General features: G+C 68.8%; 21 protein-coding genes. 17 read left to right on the forward strand and 4 right to left on the reverse strand.

Annotated elements, in window-relative coordinates; all coding sequences use genetic code 11:
- Position 1 precedes the first annotated feature (1 nt).
- From G3I17_RS02735 to G3I17_RS02770, 8 genes are all read left to right on the forward strand, one after another.
- A complete protein-coding gene (locus tag G3I17_RS02735) occupies positions 2-430 on the forward strand; it encodes a hypothetical protein (RefSeq protein WP_164593561.1) in 429 nt (142 codons plus the stop codon).
- Positions 431-445: 15 nt separating this feature from the next.
- On the forward strand, positions 446-853 hold the full coding sequence (locus G3I17_RS02740) for a DUF1003 domain-containing protein (protein ID WP_164593563.1): 408 nt from the start codon (positions 446-448) through the stop codon (positions 851-853).
- A gap of 34 nt (positions 854-887) precedes the next feature.
- Positions 888-2,087, forward strand: a complete 1,200-nt coding sequence (locus tag G3I17_RS02745; RefSeq protein ID WP_164593565.1) for a helix-turn-helix domain-containing protein — start codon at positions 888-890, stop codon at positions 2,085-2,087.
- Between the two features lie 68 nt (positions 2,088-2,155).
- A complete protein-coding gene (locus G3I17_RS02750; RefSeq protein ID WP_164593567.1) occupies positions 2,156-2,995 on the forward strand; it encodes a helix-turn-helix domain-containing protein in 840 nt (279 codons plus the stop codon).
- A 23-nt stretch (positions 2,996-3,018) separates the two neighbouring features.
- On the forward strand, positions 3,019-3,576 hold the full coding sequence (locus G3I17_RS02755) for a DUF308 domain-containing protein (RefSeq protein ID WP_239062092.1): 558 nt from the start codon (positions 3,019-3,021) through the stop codon (positions 3,574-3,576).
- Between the two features lie 5 nt (positions 3,577-3,581).
- Positions 3,582-6,266, forward strand: coding sequence for a glucosidase (locus G3I17_RS02760; protein ID WP_203589626.1), 2,685 nt, complete (start codon positions 3,582-3,584; stop codon positions 6,264-6,266).
- An 11-nt stretch (positions 6,267-6,277) separates the two neighbouring features.
- Entirely contained in the window at positions 6,278-6,709 is a 432-nt protein-coding gene (locus G3I17_RS02765; RefSeq protein WP_164593569.1) for a BON domain-containing protein, read from the forward strand.
- 167 nt (positions 6,710-6,876) lie between these two features.
- A complete protein-coding gene (locus G3I17_RS02770) occupies positions 6,877-7,323 on the forward strand; it encodes a hypothetical protein (RefSeq protein WP_164593571.1) in 447 nt (148 codons plus the stop codon).
- Here G3I17_RS02770 and G3I17_RS02775 read toward each other — a convergent pair.
- Positions 7,306-9,903, reverse strand: a complete 2,598-nt coding sequence (locus G3I17_RS02775) for a LuxR C-terminal-related transcriptional regulator (protein WP_343238187.1) — start codon at positions 9,901-9,903, stop codon at positions 7,306-7,308. The genes G3I17_RS02770 and G3I17_RS02775 overlap by 18 nt on opposite strands.
- Positions 9,904-10,025: 122 nt before the next feature.
- Here G3I17_RS02775 and G3I17_RS02780 point away from each other — a divergent pair, with 122 nt between their 5' ends.
- Together G3I17_RS02780 and G3I17_RS02785 are read left to right on the forward strand one after the other, a co-directional pair.
- Positions 10,026-11,075 carry an MBL fold metallo-hydrolase gene (locus G3I17_RS02780; RefSeq protein ID WP_164593573.1) on the forward strand — a complete coding sequence of 350 codons (1,050 nt, stop codon included), beginning with the start codon at positions 10,026-10,028 and terminating at the stop codon, positions 11,073-11,075.
- Positions 11,072-11,929, forward strand: coding sequence for an aldo/keto reductase (locus G3I17_RS02785; protein ID WP_343238188.1), 858 nt, complete (start codon positions 11,072-11,074; stop codon positions 11,927-11,929). The genes G3I17_RS02780 and G3I17_RS02785 overlap by 4 nt, the downstream gene beginning before the upstream one ends.
- 96 nt (positions 11,930-12,025) lie before the next feature.
- Here G3I17_RS02785 and G3I17_RS02790 read toward each other — a convergent pair whose 3' ends face one another.
- Both G3I17_RS02790 and G3I17_RS02795 read right to left on the reverse strand, forming a co-directional pair.
- Positions 12,026-12,529: a hypothetical protein gene (locus G3I17_RS02790; protein WP_164593575.1), complete on the reverse strand. Its 504-nt coding sequence runs from the start codon at positions 12,527-12,529 to the stop codon at positions 12,026-12,028.
- A gap of 32 nt (positions 12,530-12,561) precedes the next feature.
- The gene (locus G3I17_RS02795; RefSeq protein WP_164593577.1) at positions 12,562-12,828 is read right to left on the reverse strand and encodes a hypothetical protein; all 267 of its coding nucleotides are present in this window, start codon (positions 12,826-12,828) and stop codon (positions 12,562-12,564) included.
- 32 nt (positions 12,829-12,860) lie between these two features.
- Here G3I17_RS02795 and G3I17_RS02800 point away from each other — a divergent pair, with 32 nt between their 5' ends.
- From G3I17_RS02800 to G3I17_RS02815, 4 genes are all read left to right on the forward strand, one after another.
- Positions 12,861-13,463 carry a substrate-binding domain-containing protein gene (locus tag G3I17_RS02800; protein ID WP_164593579.1) on the forward strand — a complete coding sequence of 201 codons (603 nt, stop codon included), beginning with the start codon at positions 12,861-12,863 and terminating at the stop codon, positions 13,461-13,463.
- A 79-nt stretch (positions 13,464-13,542) separates the two neighbouring features.
- Positions 13,543-14,886, forward strand: a complete 1,344-nt coding sequence (locus G3I17_RS02805; protein ID WP_343238200.1) for an FAD-dependent oxidoreductase — start codon at positions 13,543-13,545, stop codon at positions 14,884-14,886.
- Between the two features lie 117 nt (positions 14,887-15,003).
- Positions 15,004-16,047: an LLM class flavin-dependent oxidoreductase gene (locus tag G3I17_RS02810; protein ID WP_164593583.1), complete on the forward strand. Its 1,044-nt coding sequence runs from the start codon at positions 15,004-15,006 to the stop codon at positions 16,045-16,047.
- Positions 16,044-16,745: an NAD(P)-binding domain-containing protein gene (locus G3I17_RS02815; protein ID WP_164593585.1), complete on the forward strand. Its 702-nt coding sequence runs from the start codon at positions 16,044-16,046 to the stop codon at positions 16,743-16,745. The genes G3I17_RS02810 and G3I17_RS02815 overlap by 4 nt, the downstream gene beginning before the upstream one ends.
- Here G3I17_RS02815 and G3I17_RS02820 read toward each other — a convergent pair.
- Positions 16,742-17,974, reverse strand: coding sequence for a cation:proton antiporter (locus G3I17_RS02820; RefSeq protein ID WP_203589628.1), 1,233 nt, complete (start codon positions 17,972-17,974; stop codon positions 16,742-16,744). The genes G3I17_RS02815 and G3I17_RS02820 overlap by 4 nt on opposite strands.
- 306 nt (positions 17,975-18,280) lie before the next feature.
- Here G3I17_RS02820 and G3I17_RS02825 point away from each other — a divergent pair, with 306 nt between their 5' ends.
- From G3I17_RS02825 to G3I17_RS02835, 3 genes are all read left to right on the forward strand, one after another.
- Complete coding sequence (locus tag G3I17_RS02825) at positions 18,281-20,716, forward strand: LuxR C-terminal-related transcriptional regulator (protein ID WP_164593588.1); 2,436 nt, start codon at positions 18,281-18,283, stop codon at positions 20,714-20,716.
- Between the two features lie 158 nt (positions 20,717-20,874).
- Positions 20,875-22,125 carry a cytochrome P450 gene (locus tag G3I17_RS02830; protein ID WP_164593590.1) on the forward strand — a complete coding sequence of 417 codons (1,251 nt, stop codon included), beginning with the start codon at positions 20,875-20,877 and terminating at the stop codon, positions 22,123-22,125.
- On the forward strand, positions 22,112-23,722 hold the full coding sequence (locus tag G3I17_RS02835; RefSeq protein ID WP_164593592.1) for a tryptophan halogenase family protein: 1,611 nt from the start codon (positions 22,112-22,114) through the stop codon (positions 23,720-23,722). The genes G3I17_RS02830 and G3I17_RS02835 overlap by 14 nt, the downstream gene beginning before the upstream one ends.
- The last annotated feature ends 9 nt before the right edge of the window (positions 23,723-23,731 follow it).

A 23,731-nucleotide genomic window follows, 5' to 3' on the forward strand; every position in this document is an offset into this window, starting at 1 on the left:
CATGAAGAAGCTCTCGGAGCAACTCAGCGACCTGTCCGACCGGACGAAGCGGACCGAGGACGTCGTCGACGCCGCGAAGGAGAAGAACCGGGAACGGCTGCAGGAGCAGAAGGCGCAGCTGCAGACGGCCGTCAGTACCGAGCAGACCCGGATCGGCGACCGGGCGACCAAGGCGCAGGCCGACGCCCGGACGAAGTGGCAGGACCTCCGAACTGGTATGGACAACCACTTTGCCGACCTGCGGTCCAAGGGCGAACAGCACAAGGCCGAACGCGACCTGAAGCGGGCCGGCCGGCGCGCCGACGACGCGGAGCTGGATGCGGCCGAGGCGATCGACTTCGCGATCTACGCCCTGGACTACGCGGAGTACGCCATCGTCGACGCCACCATCGCCCGCGCCGACGCCGACGATCTCGCCGCGGCGAACTGACGTCTGACCGGTCGGATGAGTTCCACGGACAGGGCCGGCCAGCCACACCATCCCGCCGTCGTGGCGGTCAAGGCGAAGCGAGCGGATGACTTCCAGCTGCGGATCGCCGATGCGATCACCACGTTCGCCGGGTCGATGACGTTCGTCTACCTGCACGCCGCCGGGTTCGCGCTCTGGATGCTCGTGGTCGAGCCCAGTCCGTGGCCGACGCTCACCCTGATCGTCTCGCTCGAGGCGATCTTCCTGTCCACGTTCGTGATGATCGGGCAGAACCGGCAGTCGGCGTTCCAGGAGGCCAAGGCGGATCACGACTTCACCGAGCAGGAGCTGGAACTCAAGGACAACACCCAGCTCACCCGGCAGATCCACACGCTGACCACCGAGCTGCATGCCCATCTGATCCGGTCGTCGCCTCGTCCTTAGCCTGCTGGGGACCGCAGGGTTCTACCATCGGCAGATGGAGACCGGGTACGACGACGGGGCGCTGGACCGGCAGATCGCCGGGCTGGCCGCCGCCTTGCTGGAGCGGCTCGACGAGCTGGCCGAGGCGATGGCGGAGTGGATCCGGAAAGAGGTCACGGCGTACGTGGACGACACCCTCGTCCCGTACGCCGATCTCCGTGCGGACTGTCACGCGCAGCTGCGCTCGATCCTGCCGAGGCTCTGCGGACCCGAACCCGCCGACATCTCCTATGCCCGGCAGAGCGGCCGGCGGCGGGCCGAACTGGGGGTGCCGCTGGCCAAGGCGATGGACGCCTACCGGGTCGGCGGCAGGTTCATCTGGGAGGCGCTGGTCGCCGAGGCGGAGAGAACCGGCTCACTCGGCAGCGAGGCACTGGTTCGGGCCGCCTCCAGGATCTGGCTGATCCTCGACGACTTCACCGACGCGATGGCCGGCGCGTATCGCGACGCGGTCGCCGAGCGCATCGTCGGCCAGGAGCACGAACGCTCAGCCCTGGTGGAGGCGTTGCTGGAAGGGCGGATCACCGAGAACGAAACCCTTTGGGAAGCCGCCGAGATCCTCCGGATCTCCCGTCGCGGCCCGTTCGTCGTGGTCGCCGCCGAGGTGCCCGAGGTCGGCCGGCAGGCGCTCCCCGAGATGGAGGCCCGGCTGCGGTCGGTGGGGATGGCGTCAGCCTGGCGACTGCTGGCGGACCTGCAGGTGGGCATCGTCGTACTCCCGGAGGACGACCGGATCGACCAGCTCGTCACCGCGCTCGAGAAGCACGCCCGGCACCGGGTCGGCGTCAGTCCGCAGTACCCGACCCTCGAGGGGACCCGCGAGGCGTTGCGGTTCGCGAAGTTCGCGATCCTCGGCACCGCGCCCGGTGCCGGGGTCACGCTCTTCGACAGCGCGCCGCTGGCGGTGACCGCGGCCAGTACGCCGGAAGTGATGGCGCGAATCGTCAGCTCGACCCTCAGTCCGCTGGACTCGCTGCCGGTCGCCGATCGCGAGCTGTTGCTGGACACTCTGGAGGCTTGGCGCGACGGCGGCGGCTCGACCGAACAGGCGGCCAAGCTGCTCTTCGTCCACCCCAACACGGTCCGCCAGCGACTGCGCCGGATCGCGGAGCTGACCGGTTGCACGCTGACCGCGCCGCGTCACGTCGCCCAACTCTGCCTGGCCCTCGAGGCGGTGCGGCAGCAGCAGGGCTGACGATTTGGGTCATCGGTGCGTCGGATTGCGGATGCCCGGCGCGCACCCCGCCTCCTAGCGTCAGATGCATGACCCAGCACCCCGTACTGTTGCCCTCCGCCGATCGCCGGCTGGGCAGGTTGTCGATCCTGACAGTCACGACGTCGCGGATGACCCTTCGGCACACGGTGCGACCGGCCCGGGCCGATCCCGAACCGAGTGTCGTCGTCGAGCTGCAACTGGCCGGCCGGCGGTCCGTTGTCCAGGGCGATCGGCGAACGACGCTGGGCCCCGGCGATCTCGTCCTGCTCGACTGCCGCCGGCCGTACCTGTCGACCAGCCTGGACCAAGCCAGTCAGTACTCGGTCCGCATTCCGACGGCGGAGCTGGCGCTGCCCGACCAGGCGCTCGCCCACGTCGTCGGGGTGCGCCTCGGCTCAGAAAGTCCGGTCGTGAAGCTCGCGGCGACGTACCTGACCCAGCTGGTCGGTCTGGGCGCCGAAGCGGACCTGGATGTCTTCGAGGCACCGACGATCGAGCTGATCCGGGCTGTGGTCGCCAGCCGGCTCGACGACGGCGTACCGGCCGTGGAACCGCCGGAGAACACGCTCGCCCTGCGGATCATGGAGTTCGCCCGGCAGCACCTCACGGACCCGGACCTGACCGCGACGAAGATCGCCCGGGCGCACAACATCTCGGTCCGGCATCTCTACACGACGATGTCGCGGTCCGGCATCGTGCTGGGGGAGTGGATCCGGGGCCACCGGCTGGAAGGCTGCCGGCGCGAGCTCGCCCGGAGCGCGGTGTCCGGGCGGACGGTCTCCTCGATCGCGCACGCCTGGGGTTTCGGCGATGCCACCCACTTCAGTCGCACCTTCCGCGAGTCGTTCGGCATGTCCCCGCGCGAATGGCGCGCTCTCCACAACTGAGCAAGACCAAACAAGGAGGTTCGATGATGTTCTCTTCCGTCTCGTCGTCACTGGTGTGGCGTGGCCTGCTGGCCGTCGCGATCGGCGTGGTGTCCGTTGCCTGGCCGGACGTCACCGTCGGCGCGCTCGTGATTCTCTTCGCGGTGTACGCCTTCGTCGCGGCCGCCGCCGATGGCGCCCGCGCGTTCGCGGGCCGCAGCGCCGGCCCGGTGGTCGGCTATCTCTTGCTTGCCCTGCTCGACATCGTCGCCGGCATCGCCGCGCTGGCCTGGCCGGGTATCACGGCGCTCGTGCTGACGATCTGGATCGCCGCCTGGGCCTTCGTCTCCGGTGTGATCGAGGTGGCGATGGCGTTCCGGCAGGGCGAGAACGCCGGGGAGCGGGCGATGTGGGCGCTGACCGGGCTCGTCTCGATCGCCCTCGGTGTCGTGCTGGGGATCCGGCCGGACCTCGGCGCGGTCAGCCTGGCCACGGTCTTCGGTCTGTTCAGCATCGTGTACGGCATCTCCACAGTCGTGCTGTCAGCGCAGCTCCGGCGGGCCGGGTCTGCCGCCCACGCGCTGGCTCAGCCGGCCCACTGACAGCCATGGCAGACGATGAGCGCCGGCGGCTCGCCGAGCCGTCCGGCTCACCTTCGGAGTGGGCGCTGTGGGGCCCGTACCTCAGCGAGCGCCAGTGGGGGACGGTGCGCGAGGACTACAGCGCAGACGGCTCCGCGTGGACCTACTTGCCGCACGACCACGCGAGGTCTCGGGCGTACCGGTGGGGCGAGGACGGTCTGGCGGGTTTCAGCGACCAGGAGCAGCGACTGTGTTTGGGGATCGCCTTGTGGAACGGACGCGACCCGATCCTCAAGGAGCGGGCGTTCGGTCTGACCGGACCGGAGGGCAACCATGGCGAGGACGTCAAGGACTACTGGTGGTACCTGGACGCGGTACCCAGCCACGCGTGGAACCGGTGGCGCTATCACTACCCCCAGAACGAGTTCCCGTACGCCGAACTGGTGGCCGAGAACGGGCGCCGCGGCCGTGACGATCCGGAGTACGAACTGCTCGACACCGGCGTCTTCGACCAGGACCGGTTCTGGATCGTCGACGTGACGTATGCCAAGGGGAGCCCGACGGACCTGCTGATGACCGTACGGGTCACCAACGCGGGGCCGGAGCGGGCAGAGGTGCACGTCCTCCCGACGGCTTGGTTCCGCAACACCTGGAGCTGGACTCCGGACGCGCCGCGACCAGAGCTGGTCGCGATCGGGAACGCCGCCGTCGGCATCAGCCATCCAGTGCTCGGCGAACTGGAGCTGCTCGTCGCCCCGGGATCGGACGGTACGCAGCCGGCACTGCTCTTCTGCGAGAACGAGACCGACCTGGATCGCCTGTACGGCGTGCCATCCTCGACGCAGTACCCGAAGGACGGCATCAACGACCATGTCGTGTCAGGCGCCTGCTCGGTCAATCCGGCCCGGGTAGGGACCAAGTGTGCCGCGTGGTACCGCCTGCGAGTGGACCCCGGCTCGGCCGTCGAGCTGCGGTTGCGGCTGCAGCCCACGGCGTCGGGCTCCGATCCGCGGACCGCGCTCGGGACGGACTTCGACCGGGTCATCGCGACCAGGCAGGCCGAGGCCGACGACTTCTACGCCGACCTGACCCCACCGGCCGCGTCGGCCGACGAGGCGATGGTGATGCGGCAGGCGTTCGCCGGGATGCTGTGGAGCAAGCAGTTGTACGCCTTCACCGTGGCCGACTGGCTGGACGGCGATCCCGGACAGCCGGTACCCCCGGCTTCCCGGCGTACCGGCCGGAACAACCGGTGGCGCAGCTTCGATGCCTTCGACATCATGTCCGTGCCGGACAAGTGGGAGTACCCGTGGTTCGCGGCCTGGGACCTGGCGTTCCACTGTGTCGCGCTGGCTCACGTGGATCCCGGGTTCGCGAAGAACCAGTTGCTGCTGATCTGCCGCGAGTGGTTCCAGCACCCGAACGGCGCGCTACCGGCGTACGAGTGGGACTTCGGTGACGTCAATCCACCGGTGCAGGCATGGGCCGCGCTGGAGGTCTTCGCGATCGACGGCGGCCGCGACCTCGACTTCCTCGGCCGGGTGTTCGACAAGTTGATGGTGAACTTCACCTGGTGGATCAACCGGGAGGATGCCGACGGCTCCAACGTGTTCGAGGGCGGCTTCCTCGGGCTGGACAACATCGGGCCGCTGGATCGATCGCACCTGCCGGTCGGCGGCCTGCTGGAGCAGGCGGACGCCACGGGGTGGATGGCCGGCTACGCCTTGTCGATGGCCACCATCGCGGCCATCCTGTACCGCACCGGGCAGCGGCCGGGACTGGACCTGACGATCGAGTACCTCGAGCACTTCGCCGCCATCCGCGGCGCCTTGGAGCGGCAAGGGCTGTGGGACGACGCTGACGGCCTCTTCTACGACCGACTCGTCACGCCGGGCGGTACCGCGGTGCCGCTGAAGGCGCAGTCGATGGTGGGCATCATCCCGATGCTCGCGGCGGCCGTCGTCGACGGGCCGGCGCTTGACCAGGCGGTTGCTCTGGGCAAGCAGTTCGCCGGGTTGCTGGAGCGGCACCTGGATCCCACTGCGGCGTCCGGGTCGCTGCGAGGGGGTCCGGGCGATCGGCGGCTCCTGGTGGGGGCCGTCGGGGTGGATCGGGTCACGCGGTTGTTCCGCAGGCTGTTCGACCCGGAGGAGTTCCTCTCGCCGTACGGGCTGCGGTCGTTGTCGGCGTACCACCGCGATCACCCTTATGCGGTTGACGTCGAGGGGGTCCGGGCCGGCGTCGACTACGAGCCGGCCGAGTCCACCACGGGGATGTTCGGTGGCAACTCCAACTGGCGCGGACCGGTGTGGTTCCCGCTGAACTACCTCGCCACCAGTGCGCTGCAGCGCTATCACCGCTTCTTCGGCGAGGACTTCCGGGTCGAGTACCCGACCGGCTCGGGGAATCTGCTGACGCTGGACACCGTGGTCGCCGACCTGTGGGACAGATCGGTAGCGATCTTCCTCGTCGGCCCGGACCGGCGCCGGCCGTGCTTCGGCTGGGTCGAGCGCCTCCAGCAGGATCCGAACTGGCAGCACAACCTGCTGTTCCACGAGTACTTCCACGGCGACAACGGAGCCGGCCTGGGCGCCTCGCACCAGACCGGCTGGACAGGACTGGTTGCCGACGTCATCCGTCGGCGGCACGGCGTGGTGCCGTCCGTCGATGACGTCATCAGCCGCATCCAGAGATCGAACCAACCAAGATGAAGGAGGACATCATGTCCTGGGACGACGATGTAGTGCGCGGCCTCGTCCTGCAGGCGCTGATGCTGGACAGCCTGGTACCGGCGACGGTCGACGCCAGGGTGGTGGACGGATTCGTCACGCTGTCCGGCACGGTGAACTGGCAGTACCGGCGCGACGAGGCCGACCTGGTCGCCTCGAACATCGCCGGCGCGCTCGACGTCTTCAACGACCTCGAGGTCGCGCCGCCGCTGCCGAGTGCCGCGGACGCCGAGGATTCGATCAGGAAGGCCTTCGTGCGCAACGCCGCCCTGGATGCTGACGGATTGCTGGTCTCGACCTTCGAGGGTGCCGTGACCGTCAGGGGTGCGGTCCGTTCGTGGGCCGAGCGCAACGAGGCGGTCGCCGCTGCCTGGGCGGCACCGGGGGTCACCTCGGTCCGTGACGAGTTGACGATCAAGTACTGATGGACGGCCCAGGCGTGGTTTCGCGGTTACGCCGCGGGCGTCCGCGGCTGGGCCGCCGGCCACCTCCCGGGCTGGGGCTCCCGGTCCGGTCGTGCTCGATCCTGGTGTCCGTGACCGGGCTGATCGGGCGGTCGGTCTATGACCGGAGGGGGTGTCCGGTCGGCCGGGTGTCCGACCTTGTTGTTGCTTTGGGCAATGGTGGGCGGCCGCCGTTGCACGGGATCCTGGTCCGCAGTCGCGGCAAGGTCGCCTTCATCCCGTACACGGCGATCGCGGGGATCTGTCGCTGGGAGGTGTATCTCACCACTTCAGGACTCCAGCCGCACCGGCCTCCGCAGGGCGGCGGGTTCATGGCCCTCGCCGGTGAACTGCTCGATCGCCGGATCCTGACTGTCGGTGGCGTCAGGATCGCGCGGGTGTCGGATCTCGTCCTGGCCTGCCTGGTCGACGAGATCCAACTGGTCGGCGCCGACGTCAGCATCCGTACTGCGCTCCGCCGGGCCGGCACTCCCTGGTTGAGGCGTCGGGTCGCCGCTCGCCACGTCTACGACTGGCAGGTCGTGAGCGTGAACCCTCGGGCTTGCACTGTCGCACCGCTACCTGACGCCGGTTGAGAGTAGACGGAGGTCGCGGCCGCGCTGGACGGCCGACGAGCGGTCGGTGGCGCCGAGCTTGGCGTAGATGTGGCGGATGTGGGTGTTGACGGTGTTCACAGAGACCGACAGCTCGCCGGCGATCTCCGGGCGGGTGAGGTTGGTCGGCAGGTAGCGAAGTACGCGGAGCTCGCTGGGGCTCAGGGCTTCGGACGGTCCTGGTACGACGGTGTGGTCATTGCCGTGGATGGCGTCGAGGATGTCGCTGACCAGGGCGGCGTGCGACGTACTGTGCGGTGGCAGGGCTTCGAGCAACTGCCGGCCACCGGTGATCGCGAAGGGGAGGATCAGCCGGTCTGGTTCGGCCAGTTGGAGTGCGCGTTCTACGGCTGCCTGCGCTGCGCTCTCGTCACCGAGGTCATGGCAGGCGAGTGCGTCCAGCAGGTTGGCCTCGACCAGGGTGATCGGAGCACCGCCAGCGGCAGGGCGGAGTACGTCGCGGGCTCCGGTGGGGTCATGCTCGGCGAGGCGGAGCACGGCGGTCGCGTTGCGGACCTCGTCGGTGCCGGCCAGCTGATCGTCGACGGCGGCGAGGGCAGCTCGGGCCTGGTCGAGCTCCCCGAGGCGGACGTGGGTTGCGATCGTCAAGCCGGTGATCCGGGGCGTCAGCGCGTGGTTGCCGGCGATCCGGGCGTTGAGATCGCCGGCGGCTGCGAGCTCGGCCAGCGCCTCGTCGTACCGGCCGCGGACCGCCCCGAGGGTCGCGGTGACCAGGTGGATGAGTAGGCGGATGCCCGGCTCCGCGCCGGCCTGGGTGGCGTGCCTGGCGCGGTTCAGCCATTGCTCGCCGTGGTCGAACTCGCCCGTCCGGATGAGGATCCAGGCAAGTGTCGCCTGCGCGGGTGCGATGACTGGTTCGGTGTCCCAGCCGTGGTGGGTCGCTTCCTCGATGGCGTTCTCGCAGTACTGCCGGGCGAGGGCGAACGAGTGACCGGTGGCGGTGAATCCGAGGTGGGCGAGGCAGGCGACCTCGACGTACGGCCGCCCGATGTCGCGAGCGAGGGTCGCGCCCTCCAGCAGGTACTTCTCGCTCTCCGGCAGCCGCAGCGACCATGCTTCGGTGACGCCGAGGTTCAGCAGTGAGAGGGCCCGCAGGTCGTTGCTGATGGCAACATCTGCGGTGGACTGCCCGGACGCTGCCGAGGGCAGCGCGTCCACCTGCTCGAAGACGCCCTCGAAGTTGCCGCGCAGCCGTGCCGACAGCAGGTCCAGGGATGCGATGGCCGTCCGGAGCCGGTACTGCCGGCCGGGCGGTGTCGTCGCGGCGTACGCCCTGACCACGTCAAGGTGCGCGTCGGCCTGGTCGAGGTGGAGCTGGTCGAGGTCGGCGATCGCGTGCACCAGGGCCAGCCCGGGGGAGTCCTCGCCGATCCGGGCCGGAAACGTGCGCAGCAGGACCGCGACGGTCCCGGCCTGGCCGTCGAGGGTGAGGCTGAGGGCGTGGTCGGTGAGGAGCTGGGCCGCCTCGGTCCAGTCACCGGCGGCCTGCAGATGGCGGATGGCGTCGGCGGTGTCCGAGTGGTCGGCAGACCAGCGCGCTGCGATCCGGTGCAGGTCGGGGACGTCTCCGGGGGCAGTGCGACGGAGCTCCAGTCGCAGCAGGTCGCCGAACAGGTGGTGGTAGCGGAACCAGCTGCGAGCCGGGTCGAGTGAGACGACGAAAGCGTTGGCGTCCTCGAGGTCCAGCAGGATCCGTTCCGATCCGGTGGCGCCGGTGAGCAGGTCGGCCAGCTCGCCATTGACCCGGTCCAGCAGGGCAGTACGCAGGAGCAGGCGTCGTACCTCTGACGATTGCCGGTCGAGCATCTCGGCCATCAGATACTCGGCGACCGTGCGGTCGCTGCCGGAGAACTCGGCGACGAACCGTTCCGGCTGCGGGTGCCCGGTGAGAGACAGGACTGCCAGCCGGAGCCCCGCCGCCCAGCCCTCGGTCCGCTCGTACAGCGTGGTGACCACTTGGTCCGGCAGTCTGATCCCGGCGGCGGTGAGCAGCTTGCGCGTCTCGTCCTCGGTGAAGCGCAACTGCGGCGCCCGGATCTCGGCCAGCTCTCCGGCCAGCCGGAGCTGGTGAAGGCGCAGCGCGGGGTCACGGCGGGTGGCGACGACCGCGTGGACCTCCGCGGGGAGGCTGGTCAACAGGGCTGCAAGCTGCTCGTTGGCCTCACTGGACGTCAGCTCATGCAGGTCGTCGATGATCAGGACGGTCGGTTCGCCGGATGCCGAAAGCTCGGTCAGCACCTTGTCGACCATGGCCTGCCCGTCGTACCCGGGTGCCGGAGCCGGCGGCTCGGTGCCGCGGATCACGCCCAGCAGGGTGAGCCAGAACAACTGCGCGTCGTACTGGCCGGGCTTGACGGACAGGAAGACGATCCGGCGGTCCCGGCGCCGCCGATCGGCCCACAGGCGCAGCAGCGAAGTCTTGCCACTGCCGGCCGGCGCCGAGACGACCGTCACTCGCTTCTCGGCCGCGTGATCCAGCGCGGCCATCAGGTCGCGGCGGTCGACCAGTCCAGGCCGTGCCGCGCCATCGTCTCCAGGCACCCGCTCAGCCTACTCGCGAAGATCACCGGAATCAGGTGACGACCGCTCACCGGGCACGCGGCGATGCTGAATGCGTTCGGATGCCGCAGCCGTGAGTGCCGAAATCTCCCGAAAGGTCTGTCATGTCATCAACCTCGAACCGCCGGTCCTTCCTCGCCAAAGGCGCGGCGCTCGCCGCAGTACCGGCCGTGGCCGCGATGGCGGGCGTCGCTGAGCCGGCGTACGCCGATGACGCGTTGCCCGACTACGCGCCGATCCCGCCGTCCGCTCTCGGGCCGGCGCTCAATGCGCAGGGGTACTACGTCGGACGGCTGGAGAGGAACCTGTACTGGGTCACCGACGGCACGTACCAGGCCGCGTTCCTGACCACCAGGGACGGGGTGGTGCTGTTCGACGCACCGCCCACCATCGGCCACAACCTGCAGCGCGCGATCGACGAGATCGCCTCCGCCAACGGCGTGTCCAACAAGGTGACCCACCTCGTCTACTCGCACCACCACGCCGACCACGTCGGGGCCTCGTCCTTGTTCGGCCGGCATGTGGTCCGGGTCGGCCATACCGAGACGAAGCGGTTGCTTGCCCGGGACAACGATCCGGCGAGGCCGGTCCCCGATCTGACCTTCGAGACCCAGCGCACGCTCCGGGTTGGTGGCGAGCGGATCGAGCTGGCCTGGCATGGGACGAACCACACGCCCGACAACATCTACATCCACCTGCCGAATCACAACACGCTGATGCTGGTCGACATCAACCTGCCCGGCTGGGTTCCGTTCGCCAGCCTCAATATCGCCGAGGATGTTCCCGGCACCATCGCGGCCCCCGCGAAGGCTCTGAGCTACCCGTGGAAGCACTACATCGGTGGTCACATGGGCCGGCCTGGCACCCGGCGCGACATGGTTGTCTACCAGCAGTATGTGACCGACCTCGTCGACGGCGTGAAGAAGGCGCTGGTCGCCGTCGATCCGACGCCCTTCTTCGCGAAGTACGGGAACAACACGTGGGCCGCGGTCAAGCTGTACCAGGACGCGCAGGCGGAGTACGCGGCCGCACCGGTGATCAAGAAGTACACCGGCATCCTCGCCGCTGCCGACGTCTACACGGCCAGCACCGCGTTCCTCATCCTCGAGTCGGTCCGCCTCGACCTCGGCGTCGGCTCGCAGGTCCACCCGTGACCGGAGCGCTCGGCGGCTCCTTCGCGCTCGGCCCGTTGCGTGTGCAGCGGGCCGGGTACGGCGCGATGCAGCTGGCCGGCGACGGGGTCTTCGGGCCGCCGGGAGACCACGACGAGGCGTTGCTCGTACTACGCACGGCTGTTGCGGCCGGCGTGAGCCACATCGACACCGCGCAGTACTACGGACCTGGCACGGTGAATCGGCTCATCCGCGAGGCGCTGCACCCTTACCCGGACGACCTGGCGATCGTGAGCAAGGTTGCCGCCGGCCCTGGCACCGATGGGGCAGTGCTTCGTCAAGGCATCGAGGACAATCTCATTGCGCTCGGCACCGACCGGCTGGCGGCGGTAAACCTGCGAGTGGCGGATCCGTCCGAGCCGCCGGGCAAGGAGTTCGACGCGCAGCTCGCGGCAATGGTCCGGGCCCGCGAGGAAGGCCTGATCGACGGCATCGGGCTCAGCAACATTTCCCGCCGGCACCTGTTGCATGCGGTCGCCCGAACCGAGATCGTCTGCGTGCAGAATCTCTTCAACCTGGCCGACCGGAGATCCCTCGACGTCCTCACCGAATGCGAGACCCGCACCATCGCGTTCGTCCCGTACTGTCCACTGGGCCTGTCCGGCGACCAACGGCGCCGCCTGCTCACCAACCCCACGCTCGTCACCCTGGGCGCCGAACTCAACGCATCGCCCGCCCGGCTGGCACTCGCCTGGCTGCTCGACCTGGCACCGAACATCCTCCTCATCCCAGGTACCCGCATCCGGGCCCACCTCACCGAGAACCTCGCTGCCGCCGACCTCAGCCTCGACGACGCGATTCGCACCGAGCTGAGCCGGTTCGTCCTCAGCTCATAGATGTGAAAGGAACCAGTCGCGGGCTGCCTGGGAGGCCACGCGACCACGAGTTCGTCCGGTAGCCGGGGTTTCAGTAGGCGGTACAGGCGGGTCTCGTCAGCGGCCGTGGGTGCGGTCGTCGCGTTCTGGTTTGTGGTGGGTGGCGGCTGGTTGGGTTGAAGCAGGTATCGCAGTGGGGGACCGGAGGCCTGCTGGGTAGTTGGTCGCGGCAAGGGACTGGAGTTTGCGGAGTTCGGGGTCGAGGGTCTGCTCGGGGCCGGCGCCTGGGCGGCGGTAGACCTCGTCGCCGGTCTTGCGGCTGAGGATGCTCGTCGTACCGTCGGGGGAGATGTCGATCTGGTTCCCGCGGGTGGTGGCTCGTAGGCCGCCGTCCGCGGTGCGTTCGGTGAAGTCCTCCCGCGGCGGATACATCCGGCCGTCGAACTTCAAGCCAGGGTTGGGATCTCGCGGTACGCCGCTGTACTGCTCCTCGACCTCGTCCAACGTCGTGGCCAGCTGGGTGAACGCTTCGCTGGCGGTCCGAGCCGGCGGGAGTTGGTCCAGCCGTTCGTAGACGAGGGCCAGTCGCTCCGGCAGGGACAGTGGTTGCTCATCGGGCACGTCGGCGGTGCTCCTTCGCAGGGTGGCGGCGGTCAGCCGTCGAGGCCGGCGCGCGCCGTGCGCAGGGCTTCGGCGAAGGAGGCGACGGTCACCGAATGGCCGGTGAAGGCTTCGTCGTCGCTGGGGTCGACGGAGACTCCCCATTCGGTGCTCGTCCCATCGATCAGGACGACGCGCTCGGCGGCCCGGAGGACGATGGACACGGCGCCGGAGGAATGGACGGTCACAGTCCGCGGCGTACCGGCCCCGAAGGTTTCGTCGATGGCCTGGCCGATGTCGTGCTGGCTGACATTGGTCATCCTGAGTTCCCCTCCATGGTCCGATCGAACGAGTGACGAGTATAGATAGGCCGAAGCTCAGCAGCCCCCGTGGCCTGATCCGGACATCAGGGCAGCCGGATCTTGACGGGCTGAACAGGGCGCACCTACGGCTTCCCGTCGTACTGATGGGCGGTATCCGCAATTGCCCGAGGCGGTCAGCGTCGGCATCGACGACCTGTCCGGCGCGGCAGGTGACCGACCATCTGATCACCGCACACCAGCGCCGGCGGCTGGTCCATCTCGGCGGTCCGTTGGGGCACCAGGTCACGATCGAGCGCCGCGAAGGCTTCCGTCAGGCGCTGACCGCCGCTGGTATCGCGCCATCGGATGAGGAGTGGACGGGAGACTTCAGCGAGGAGTCCGGTCGCGATCTCACCCGTCAACTGCTTGAGAAGGGCGACGTACCGGGTGACGTGGCCATCGTCGGATTCGATGACTTCGGGCTCGCGCGGGTGACCACGCCAGGCATCACCACGGTGCGCATCCCCGCCGAGGAGCTCGCCCGCGCGGCCACCGAGAGGCTCTTCGACCTGATCGGCGGAGCCCGTCCACTGGAAGCTCACCTGACCCTGCCCCTGGAGATCGTCATCCGAGGGTCCTGCGGCTGCTTGTGAATTAAATCTCAAGAGTTGGGAGTCGGGTCATGCCTCACGTAGGGTGATTAGGTAAGGCTTGCCTAATTCAACTGGGGAGATCGTGACAGACCTCCGAGTCGCCGTCATCGGCGCCGGGCCTGCGGGAATCTACGCGGCCGACATCCTGACCAAAGAGCACGATACGGCCCGCGTCGATCTGATCGAGCGGCTACCCGCCCCGTTCGGGCTGGTCCGGTACGGCGTCGCGCCGGACCATCCGCGGATCAAGGAGATCATCAAGGCGCTGCACCGGGTGGTCGGCCGGGACCGGATCAGGTTCCTCGGCAACGTCGAGTACGGCGTCGACCTCAAGCTCGAGGACCTGCGCCGGCACTACGACGCCGTCATCTTCGCCACCGGCGCGATCACCGACCGCGAGCTCGCCATCCCGGGCGTCGACCTGCCCGGCAACCACGGCGCCGCCGACTTCGTCAGCTGGTACGCCGGCCATCCCGACGTACCGCGTGACTGGCCGTTGGACGCGCGCCACATCGCGGTCATCGGAGCCGGCAATGTCGCGCTCGACGTCGCCCGGATGCTGGCCAAGCCCGCCGACGAGCAGCTCACCACCGAGATCGCGGACAACGTCTACCAGGGGCTGAAGGCCAACCAGGCCACGGATGTGCACGTGTTCGCCCGGCGCGGTCCGGCGCAGATCAAGTTCACCCCGATGGAGCTGCGCGAGCTCTCGCACTCGCCGTCGGTGGATGTGATCGTGCACCCGGAGGGCTTCGAGATCGACGAGGCGAGCCAGCGCGCGATCAACTCCAACAAGGGCACGCGGCTGATGGTCGACACGCTGCTCAAGTACCTCGAAGCCGAGCCCACCGGCGCGGAGCACCGCATCCACATCCACCTGTGCCATGCGCCGGTAGAGGTGCTGGGGACCGACCGGGTCGAGGGGCTGCGGACCGAGCGCACTGAGCTGCAGGGCGACGGAACGGTTCGGGGCACCGGCGAGTACGTCGATACGCCTGTGGAGGCGGTCTATCGTGCGGTCGGCTACCTGTCGTCGCACCTGCCCGGCCTGCCGTTCGACCACCAGGCCGGGGTGATGACCAACGATCGCGGCCGGGTCCTCGATATGGACGACGTACCGCTGGTCGGCCTGTATGTCACCGGCTGGATCAAGCGCGGCCCGATCGGCCTGATCGGCCACACCAAGTCGGACGCCGCCGAAACGATCGCCAGCCTCCTGAACGACCTCGACGGGCTGCCGCGTCCAGAGGTGTCTGATCCGGATGCGATCCTCAGGCATCTCGCCGACCGGGGCGCGACCGTCGTCGATGCCGAAGGCTGGTCGCGACTGGATGCGCATGAGATTGCCCTCGGTCAGGACCAGGGCCGCGAGCGGGTCAAGGTCGTGCCCCGCGAGGGGATGATCCGGGCCGCCAAGGGCTGACGGCCGGCCGGCGGCGACCGCTGCGACCCGCGTCCGGAATGAACCGGGCACCGATCTGTGTTGACATGTCAACCAAGACTTTGATTGATTGACAGAGCAGATGGGAAGGGACGCGTGATGAGCGAGCTGTTGTTCGGTCTCGACACCTTCGGGGACATTCCGGAGGATGACGAGGGCCGGCTGATGTCCGGTGCGGCGGCGATCCGCCAGGTGATCGAAGAGGCGGTGCTCGCCGACCAGCTGGGCGTCGACGCGGTCGCGCTCGGCGAGCACCACCGGCCGGAGTACTCGATCTCCACTCCGGAGACGGTGCTGGCCGCGATCGCCGCCCGTACCTCGCGGATCAAGCTCGGGTCCGGCGTGACCGTGCTGAGCTCGGACGACCCGGTCCGGGTGTTCCAGCGGTTCGCGACGGTGGACGCGATCTCGCAGGGGCGGGCGGAGGTCATCCTCGGCCGCGGTTCGTTCACCGAGTCGTTCCCGTTGTTCGGCTACGACCTGCAGGACTACGACGTTCTGTTCGAGGAGAAGCTGCAGCTGTTCGCCCGGTTGCTGGACGAGAAGCCGGTCACCTGGAGCGGGACCACCCGGGCCTCGCTGGAGGACGCCGACGTCTTCCCCAAGACCGAGTCGGGCCGCCTGACGACGTGGGTCGGGGTCGGCGGAACGCCGCAGTCAGTGGTCCGTACGGCGTTCTACGGTCTCCCGCTGATGCTCGCCATCATCGGTGGATCGCCGGAGCGGTTCGCGTCGTACGTTGATCTGTACCGGCGGGCGTCCGAGCAGTTCGGTACCACCGCGCAGCCGGTGGGGATGCACTCGCCGGGCTTCGTCGCCGACACCGACGAGGAGGCGAAGGAGGTGTACTGGCCGCGGTACAAGGTCATGCGGGACCGGATCGGGGCGTTGCGTGGCTGGCCGCCGGTGAAGCGGGCGGAGTTCGACGCCGAGGTCGCCAACGGTTCGATGTACGTCGGTTCGCCCGACACGGTGGCGCGCCGGATCGCCGACGCGGTGCGGAAGCTGGACGTCGGCCGCTTCGACCTGATCTACACGGCCGGTTCGCTGCCGGTCAGTGCTCGCCTGAAGGCGGTCGAGCTGTACGGCGCGAAGGTGGTCCCGATGGTTCGCGAGTTGCTCGAGTCGGAGCCGGCGCAATGACGAAACCGGTGATCGGCATCCTCGGCGCCGGCAAGGTCGGCACCGTCCTCGCCCGGCTGGCGGTGGCCGCGGGGTATCGCGTCCTGCTGGCCGGCTCGGGTGAGGTGTCGAAGATCGCGCTGATCGTCGAGGTCGTCACGCCCGGAGCAGTGGCGACCACGGCGGCCGAGGTCGCGGCGCAGGCTGACGTAGTGATCCTCGCGCTCCCACTCGGCAAGTACCGCAACGTCCCGGCGGAGGCACTGGACGGCAAGCTCGTGATCGACGCGATGAACTACTGGTGGGAGATCGACGGCCACCGCGACGACCTGACCGATCCACGGACGTCCTCCAGCGAGATCGTCCAGGACTTCCTGTCCGGGGCACGCGTGGTGAAGGCGTTCAACCACATGGGCTACCACGATCTCGAGGGCGGCGCCCGCCCAGCCGGTACGCCGGATCGCAAGGCGATCGCCATCGCGGGGGAGGCCGACGATGCCGCGCAGGTCGCGACGATCGTCGACGCGCTCGGGTTCGACCCGGTGCTGGCTGGGCCACTCGCGGAGGGCGTGCGGTTCGGACCCGACACCGAGCTCTTCGGCGCCAACGTCGACGCCGCAGCGGTCCGCGCCATGCTCGCCTGTTTCCCGGAAACCCCACGCGGTCAGCTCATCGCGGGCACGCGATCATCCGAAGACGAAGACGAAGATGCGGCCTAGGTCTGCCTGGATGGTTCGGGCGGCAAAGGACTGACAGCGACGGGCTCCTTCCTGCGCAGGAGCAGGGTGAGCAAGGGGCCTGTCATGGCGGTTGTGACCAGTGCCATCACGACCAGCAGTGAGTAGAGACGGGTATCGAGAATGCCGAGCTGGAGGCCGAGGGCGAGGACGATCAGTTCGGTCAGCCCACGGGTGTTCATCAGGACGGCCAGCATCGCGGCTGGGTGGCGCGGCTGACGGCCGAGCCGGGCACCGAGATAGACGCCAACGAGCTTTCCGCCGATGGCAGCGGCCAGGATGAGAGCCAGTTCGCCGATGCCCTCGGCTGTCAGCCCGGACAGGTTCACCTGCAGTCCCGCGGTGACGAAGAAGATCGGCAGCAACAGCGTGGTGCTGAAGGTGTCGACCCGCTCGTGGATGACCTGGTGCAGCCGTTCGGCACCGGCGCGCGGCATCAGGACGCCGAAGAAGAAGGCGCCGAAGATGAAGTGCAGTCCCAGCCACTCGGTGGCGGCCGCGGAGAACATCAGGCCGGCGACGACGACCACGAGCCCGGTCGCGCCGGGGTCCTGGCTCGACGCGAGCCTGCGCAGCAGCGGCCGGACGACGAACAGCATCACCGCCACGTACGGGACGGCCAGTAGGAGACGCCACTGGTGCTGACCTGCGCCGAGGGTGGCGACGACCGCGGCCAGGATCGTCCAGGCGGCGATGTCGGCGATGGCAGCGCAGGTCAGGGCGAGTCCGCCGACGGTCGTCCGGTGCAGCTCGCGGTCGCGCAGGATCCTCGCCAGGACGGGGAAGGCGGTGATGGACAGCGCCGTACCGATGAACAAGGCGAAACCGGGCATCGAGTTGTTCGGGCCGCGGAGGACGAAGGCGATGCCGAAGCCGAGCGCGAAGGGCACCACGATCGCACCGGCCGAGGTGGTCAGGGCCGCCGTCGAGTTGCCGCGCAGCAACCGGTGGTCGATCTCCGTGCCGACCAGGAACATGAACACCGCCACGCCCAGATTCGCCAGCGCGGACAGCAAGGGACGGGTATCAGCCGGGAACAACGCGGTGGAGACGGCACCGTGGAACAGCGTCGGCCCGAGCAGGATGCCGGCCGCCATCTCACCGATCACCCGCGGCTGACCGAGGCGCTCGGCCAGGCTGCCGACCAGCCTGGTGAACACCAGGATGACGGCGAGACCGACGAGCAGAAAGAAGGCCTGATGTGTGGTCACAGGGCATCGACCATCCTCACGTGACTCAGCCGGGAAGGCGGGGCGGAATTCCGTTGCGACAGCTGCCGAAGTACGGCGTCCGGCAGCGTAACCAGGGCCGGCCGGGGGATGGAAAAGTATCGCGTTACGTAATTCCCCCGTTCGGCCGCCGAAGTGGCTGTCCAGGAGTTTCGATGACGTTCGGATGACGATTGAATTCCACCACGGTGACCGATGTCCGGCGCGGAAGGCAATTCCCCGGAAAGGACCCGGGCCCGGCTCGCCGATGGGTTCCCGAGCCCCGTGCCGGGTTGCAACACTGGACGTGTGCGACCCGATGCGGCGAGCGACCAAACCTGCCTGATGTGCGGGAACGCGCTCCCGCCTGCCCGGCAGAACGGACCGCGTGCGGGCCGGCCCGCCAGGTACTGCTCGAACGCGTGCAGGCAACGGGCCTTCCGGCACCGCACCGGTACTCGCGATCGGATCGGCCGGTGGGACGCGGACGCCGTGGACGAGCCCGGCGACCGGTTCGTCGGTCGCCGGCGCGAGCTCACGCTGCTGAACCGGCAGTTGCGCGCGTCCCGGCTGGTCACCCTGACCGGGCCGGCCGGTGTCGGCAAGACCCGGACCGCGCGCGAGTTCGTCGGCTCGCTCGGGACCGTGCCTTTCTACCTGGTGCCCTTGGATTCCGTCAGCCAGCCGGCCCAGGTGCTCGCGGCCGTGGCCGCCGCGATCGGCGTCGACGGCCGGCGGCAGGCGATGCTGGACGCGGTGGTCGAACAGCTCGCGGTGAACCGGAGTCTGCTCGTCCTGGACAACTGCGAGCACCTGCCCGAGGCGTGTGCCGAGTTGATCGAGCGGTTGCTCGGCCGCTGCCCGCGCCTGCGCGTGCTCACCACCAGCCGCGAGCCGCTCCGCGCTCGGGGTGAGGTGGTGGTCCGGCTCGGTGTCCTGTCGCTGCCGAAGTCCGGTCAGGCGCTCGGCAAGGAGAAGGTGCTGGCGACCGAGGCCGCCAAACTGTTCGTCGACCGGGCATTGGCCGTCGATCCGGGTTTCGCGGTGACCGAGGAGAACGCGGCCCTGGTCGCGCAGATCTGTTGCCGGGTCGACGGTTTGCCGTTGGCCATCGAGCTGGCCGCCCGCCGCGTCAGCGCGGTGCCGCTCGCCGAGGTGCTCGCCGGGCTGACGGATCAGCTCGGTCTGCTCACCGATGGCATCCGCACCGGGCCACCGAGGCACCGGGAGTTGCGGGCCGCGATCGCCTGGAGCTATCGGCTGCTGACCGCGGGGGAGCGGTTGGTGTTCCGGCGGATCTGCGTGCTGGAGAGTGACTTCGACGTACCGGCGGCCGCCGATGTGGTGGGGGTGGAAGCGGCATCCCTCGCGACCACCCAGCGCGTGCTGTGGTCGCTCGAAGCGAAGTCGCTGATCCAGCGTGTACTTCCCGCGGAACCGGACGAGCCGCGGTTCCGGCTGCTCAACACCGTGCGCAACTACGGGCTCGAGCGGCTGGCCGCGGATGCTGAACTGATGGCGGCCCGTGATCGCCTGGCCGAGCGGCTGGCGCGGATCGCGGGCCCGGCCGTGAGCAGCTTCTTCTTCGGTGGCTCGGCATCGGTCGAGGTTCTGCGCGAGCGCGACAATCTGGTCGCGGCGGCCGAGCACACCGCGCACAGCGCCGACGAACGCCACACCGTACTGGCGGTCGCGCTGGCCCGGATGTCGTGGCACCTGCAGCAGACCTCCGCAGGAACGGACCTGCTACGGCGGGCGATCGCACTCGATCCGGACCGCCGTACCGCGCACCACTGCGACCTGTTGTCCACGCTGGCTTGGCTGACGGCCTTGAATCGCGACTACACCGAGGCTTTCCGGCTGGCGATCGAGGCCGTCGGACTGGCTGCGCGGCGCGACGTACCGGCGCAGCTGACCCGGGCACTGGATGTGCTCGGCCGGATCCATCTGTTCCGCGACGAGTTCGGCCAGGCCGTCGAGGCATACCGGGGGTGCGTCCGGCACGCGCCCGCCGAGGACCGGCCGATGTGCCTGCGAAACCTCGCGTGGGCGCTGGTGCTGGCCGGCGAGGTGGGGGAGGCAGCCACGTTGATGACGCAGACGTCGTCCGAGGATCCCGTGGTCTCGCTGCGGATGCGGGGTGCGCTGATGCACACCTCGGGCCTGCTCCAGCTCGCGGAAGGCGACATCGCGGCCGCGGAGAAGACCTTCGCCGCTGCCCTCAAGGCCACCGCGGCGCACAGCTACTACGCGGCGTACTCGATCGAGGCGATGGCGCTGGTGGCTGCCCGGCAGGACGACAACTACCGGGCGTCGATCCTCTTCGCCGGTGCGGCTGCCACCCGGGAGACGCTCGGTCTGGATGCGGAACCCGCGTGGCAGCGGCAACTCGACGCGGCCACCGGGCGGGTGCTGGTCGCGCTCGGGCACCCCAGGGCCGGCGCGTCGGTGGCCTATGGCAACGACCTCAAACTCGATCAGCTGGTGGCGTACGCGTTGCGCCGGTACCGCGAGGACGACGTACCGGCGGCCGCCGGCGAACCCACCGACCACCCGTTGACCGATCGCGAGCTGCAGGTCGTCGCGCTGGTCGCGGCCGGGCTGACCAACCCGCAGATCGCCGGCCGCCTGCACATCTCGGCGAGCACCGTGAAGACGCATCTGGCCGGCATCCGGAACAAGCTGGAGTTGCGCTCGCGGACCCAGATCGCGGTCTGGTACACCGCCGTCCGCCAGGTTTCGTAACGCCGCTTCCACCCGCGCCCGGTTGGTCGATACCGGTGGTCGCGCAGATCGGTGAAGATCATTTCTGTTCGCTGAAAAGCGCCTTCTCCGAATCAGCGGAAGCACGCCATCTGTTGTTATCCCGGAATTAACTCCGGGATCCAATGAAAGGCGAATCGATGACGTCGCAGAAGACGGCAGAATTACGGGACAAGCGGGCCGCGGCCTGCCCGCGCGAGCTCAGCATCTACTCGCTGACCACCGGCGACGGCGCCGGCCGGGCGCGGGAACTGTTCGGCGCGCTGGCCGAGCGAGGACCGGTGCACTGGGACCCGTACGTCGCCGCCTGGCTGATCTGCGGCGTGACCGAGGTGACGGCGGTACTGGCCGACGACCGCTTCTCGTCGTACCGGTCGGCCTACTCCCACGGCGAGGCCCCGGCGGCCGGCGAGACCGATCTGAACGCGGTCGCCGCCCGGATGCTGCTGCTGAAGGACGGCGCCGACCATCTACGCCTCAAGCGGGTCGTCCAAGCGGTGCTGTCGCCACGCCGGATCAAGGCGCTGGAGCCATGGATGCGCGAGCTGGCCGCCGAGTTGCTGCCCGCCGGGTCCGGGCCGATGGACTTCGCCGGTACGGTCGCCCGCGACTTCCCGCTACGGGTGCTCGCGAAGCTGCTCGGCATCCCGGCGGCCGACCTGCCGATGGTGCTGGCCGGTTCCGACGCGATGACCGAGATCGTCGGCGGGCTGAACCCGACACTGGACGAAGAAGTCCATCGCAAGGCCAGGCGGCTGCACGACTACGCCCTCCGGATGGTCCGGGAGGCTCGCGCCAACCCACGCGATGACGGCACGACGGATTTCGTTGCCGCCGCTGATGCAGCCGGTGGGTTCGACGACGCCGACATCGCGGCGAACCTGGTGATGCTGATCGCTTCCGGCCATCAGACCCTTCCCGGCTTCCTCACGCTGTCCCTGCAGGACGCGTTCGCCCAACCGGACAAGGCGCTCCGGCCAGTACCGGACGCGCTTGCCCATGTGACCCCGTCGCGCTTTGTCGGCCGGGTCGTCACCGAGCGGGTGGAGCTCGGCGGCTGCCTGCTCGAGACTGGGGACGCGGTCGTCGTACTGCTCGCCGCAGCGAACTGGTCGCTTCCGCCCGCCGAACCGGGCAAGCCGCTCAGGCATCTCGCCTTCGGGCACGGACGCCACCGGTGCGCTGGCGCGGCGATGGCCGAGCTGGAGGCAGCTGTGATGTTCGACCGCCTCGCCGCCGTCTGCCCGGTGACCGGGTCCGGCACGCCGACCCTCAACACCGACGTCAACCTGCCGGCTCTGACCAGCCAGCCGATCGAACTGCCCGCCACGACCGGGTGCCCGACACATCCCGTCATCTCATCGGAGGACATAGACCATGGACACCAGTGATCTCACCGACAACCGGATCAAGCACGTCGTCATCCTCGGCGGCGGTACCGCAGGCTGGATGACGGCCGCCTACCTGGGCAAGGCCTTGCAGGGCACCACCAAGATCACCGTGCTGGAGGCGCCCGCGGTGCCCCGGATCGGGGTCGGCGAGGCGACCATCCCGAACCTGCAGTCGGCCTTCTTCGACTTCCTCGGCATCCCCGAGGACGAGTGGATGCGGGAGTGCAACGCGAGTTTCAAGGAGTCGATCAAGTTCGTCAACTGGCGCACGCCGGGCGCCGGGCAGGCCACGCCGCGGCTGCGGCCCGATGGTCGCGAGGACTACTTCTACCACGCGTTCGGAGTGCTGCCGAACCACGATCAGGTGCCGCTGTCGCACTACTGGTTCAACGACCACCACCAGGGCCGCACCGATCAGGACTTCGCTTTTGCCTGCTTCCCGGTGACCCCGGCGATGGACGCGCACAAGTCTCCGCGCCGGCTCGACGGGACCCGGGTGGCCAGCTACGCCTGGCACTTCGACGCGAACCTGGTGGCGGCCTTCCTGTGCAGGTTCGCCGTCCAGAAGCAGGGCGTGAACCACATCAGCGACCAGATGACGGAGGCGGTCCAGGACGAGCGCGGCTTCGTCACCGCGCTGAAGACCAAGGGCGGCCGGACGATCGAGGGCGACCTGTTCGTCGACTGCTCGGGCTTCCGTGGGTTGCTGATCAACCAGGCGATGGCCGAGCCGTTCATCGACATGAGCGACCACCTGCTCAACGACTCCGCGGTCGCGGCCCAGGTCCCGCACGACGACGAGGCCGACGGGATCGAGCCGTTCACCTCGTCGATCGCGATGTCATCCGGCTGGACCTGGAAGATCCCGATGCTCGGCCGGTTCGGCAGCGGCTACGTGTACTCCTCGAAGTACGCCGGTGAGGACGAGGCGATCGCCGAGTTCAGCGCGCTGTGGGGGCTGGACCCGAAGAACACCGACTTCAACAAGATCCGGTTCCGGGTCGGCCGCAACGAGCGGGCCTGGGTGAAGAACGTGGTCAGCGTCGGGCTGGCGTCCTGCTTCGTCGAGCCGCTGGAGTCGACCGGGATCTACTTCATCACCGGCGCGCTCTTCCAGCTGGCCAAGAACTTCCCGAACCTCGGCTTCGACCCGGTCCTGATCGAGCAGTTCAACGCCGAGATCGAGACGATGTTCGACGACACCCGGGACTTCATCCAGGCGCACTTCTACTACTCGCCGCGCACCGACACCCCGTTCTGGCGGGCGAACAAGGAGCTGTATCTGGCGGAGGGGTTCCAGGAGAAGGTGCAGATGTACAAGTCCGGGATGGTCGTGAACATGCCGATCATCGAGGAGACCGGCTACTACAAGAACTTCGAGGCCGAGTTCCGCAACTTCTGGACCAACAACAACTACTACTGCGTACTGGCCGGGCTCGGCGTCCTTCCGGACCAGCCGCTGCCGTCGCTGGCCTATCGGCCCGAATCGGTGGCAGGTGCGGAGTCGGTGTTCGCCGACCTGCGCCGGCAGCAGGAGGAGCTGCTCTCGTCGCTGCCGTCGACCTACGAATACCTGAAGCAGTTCCACGGAAAGTGACTCGGGCCG

This window comes from Streptomyces sp. SID13031, from assembly GCF_010548305.1.
Lineage (GTDB): Bacteria > Actinomycetota > Actinomycetes > Propionibacteriales > Kribbellaceae > Kribbella.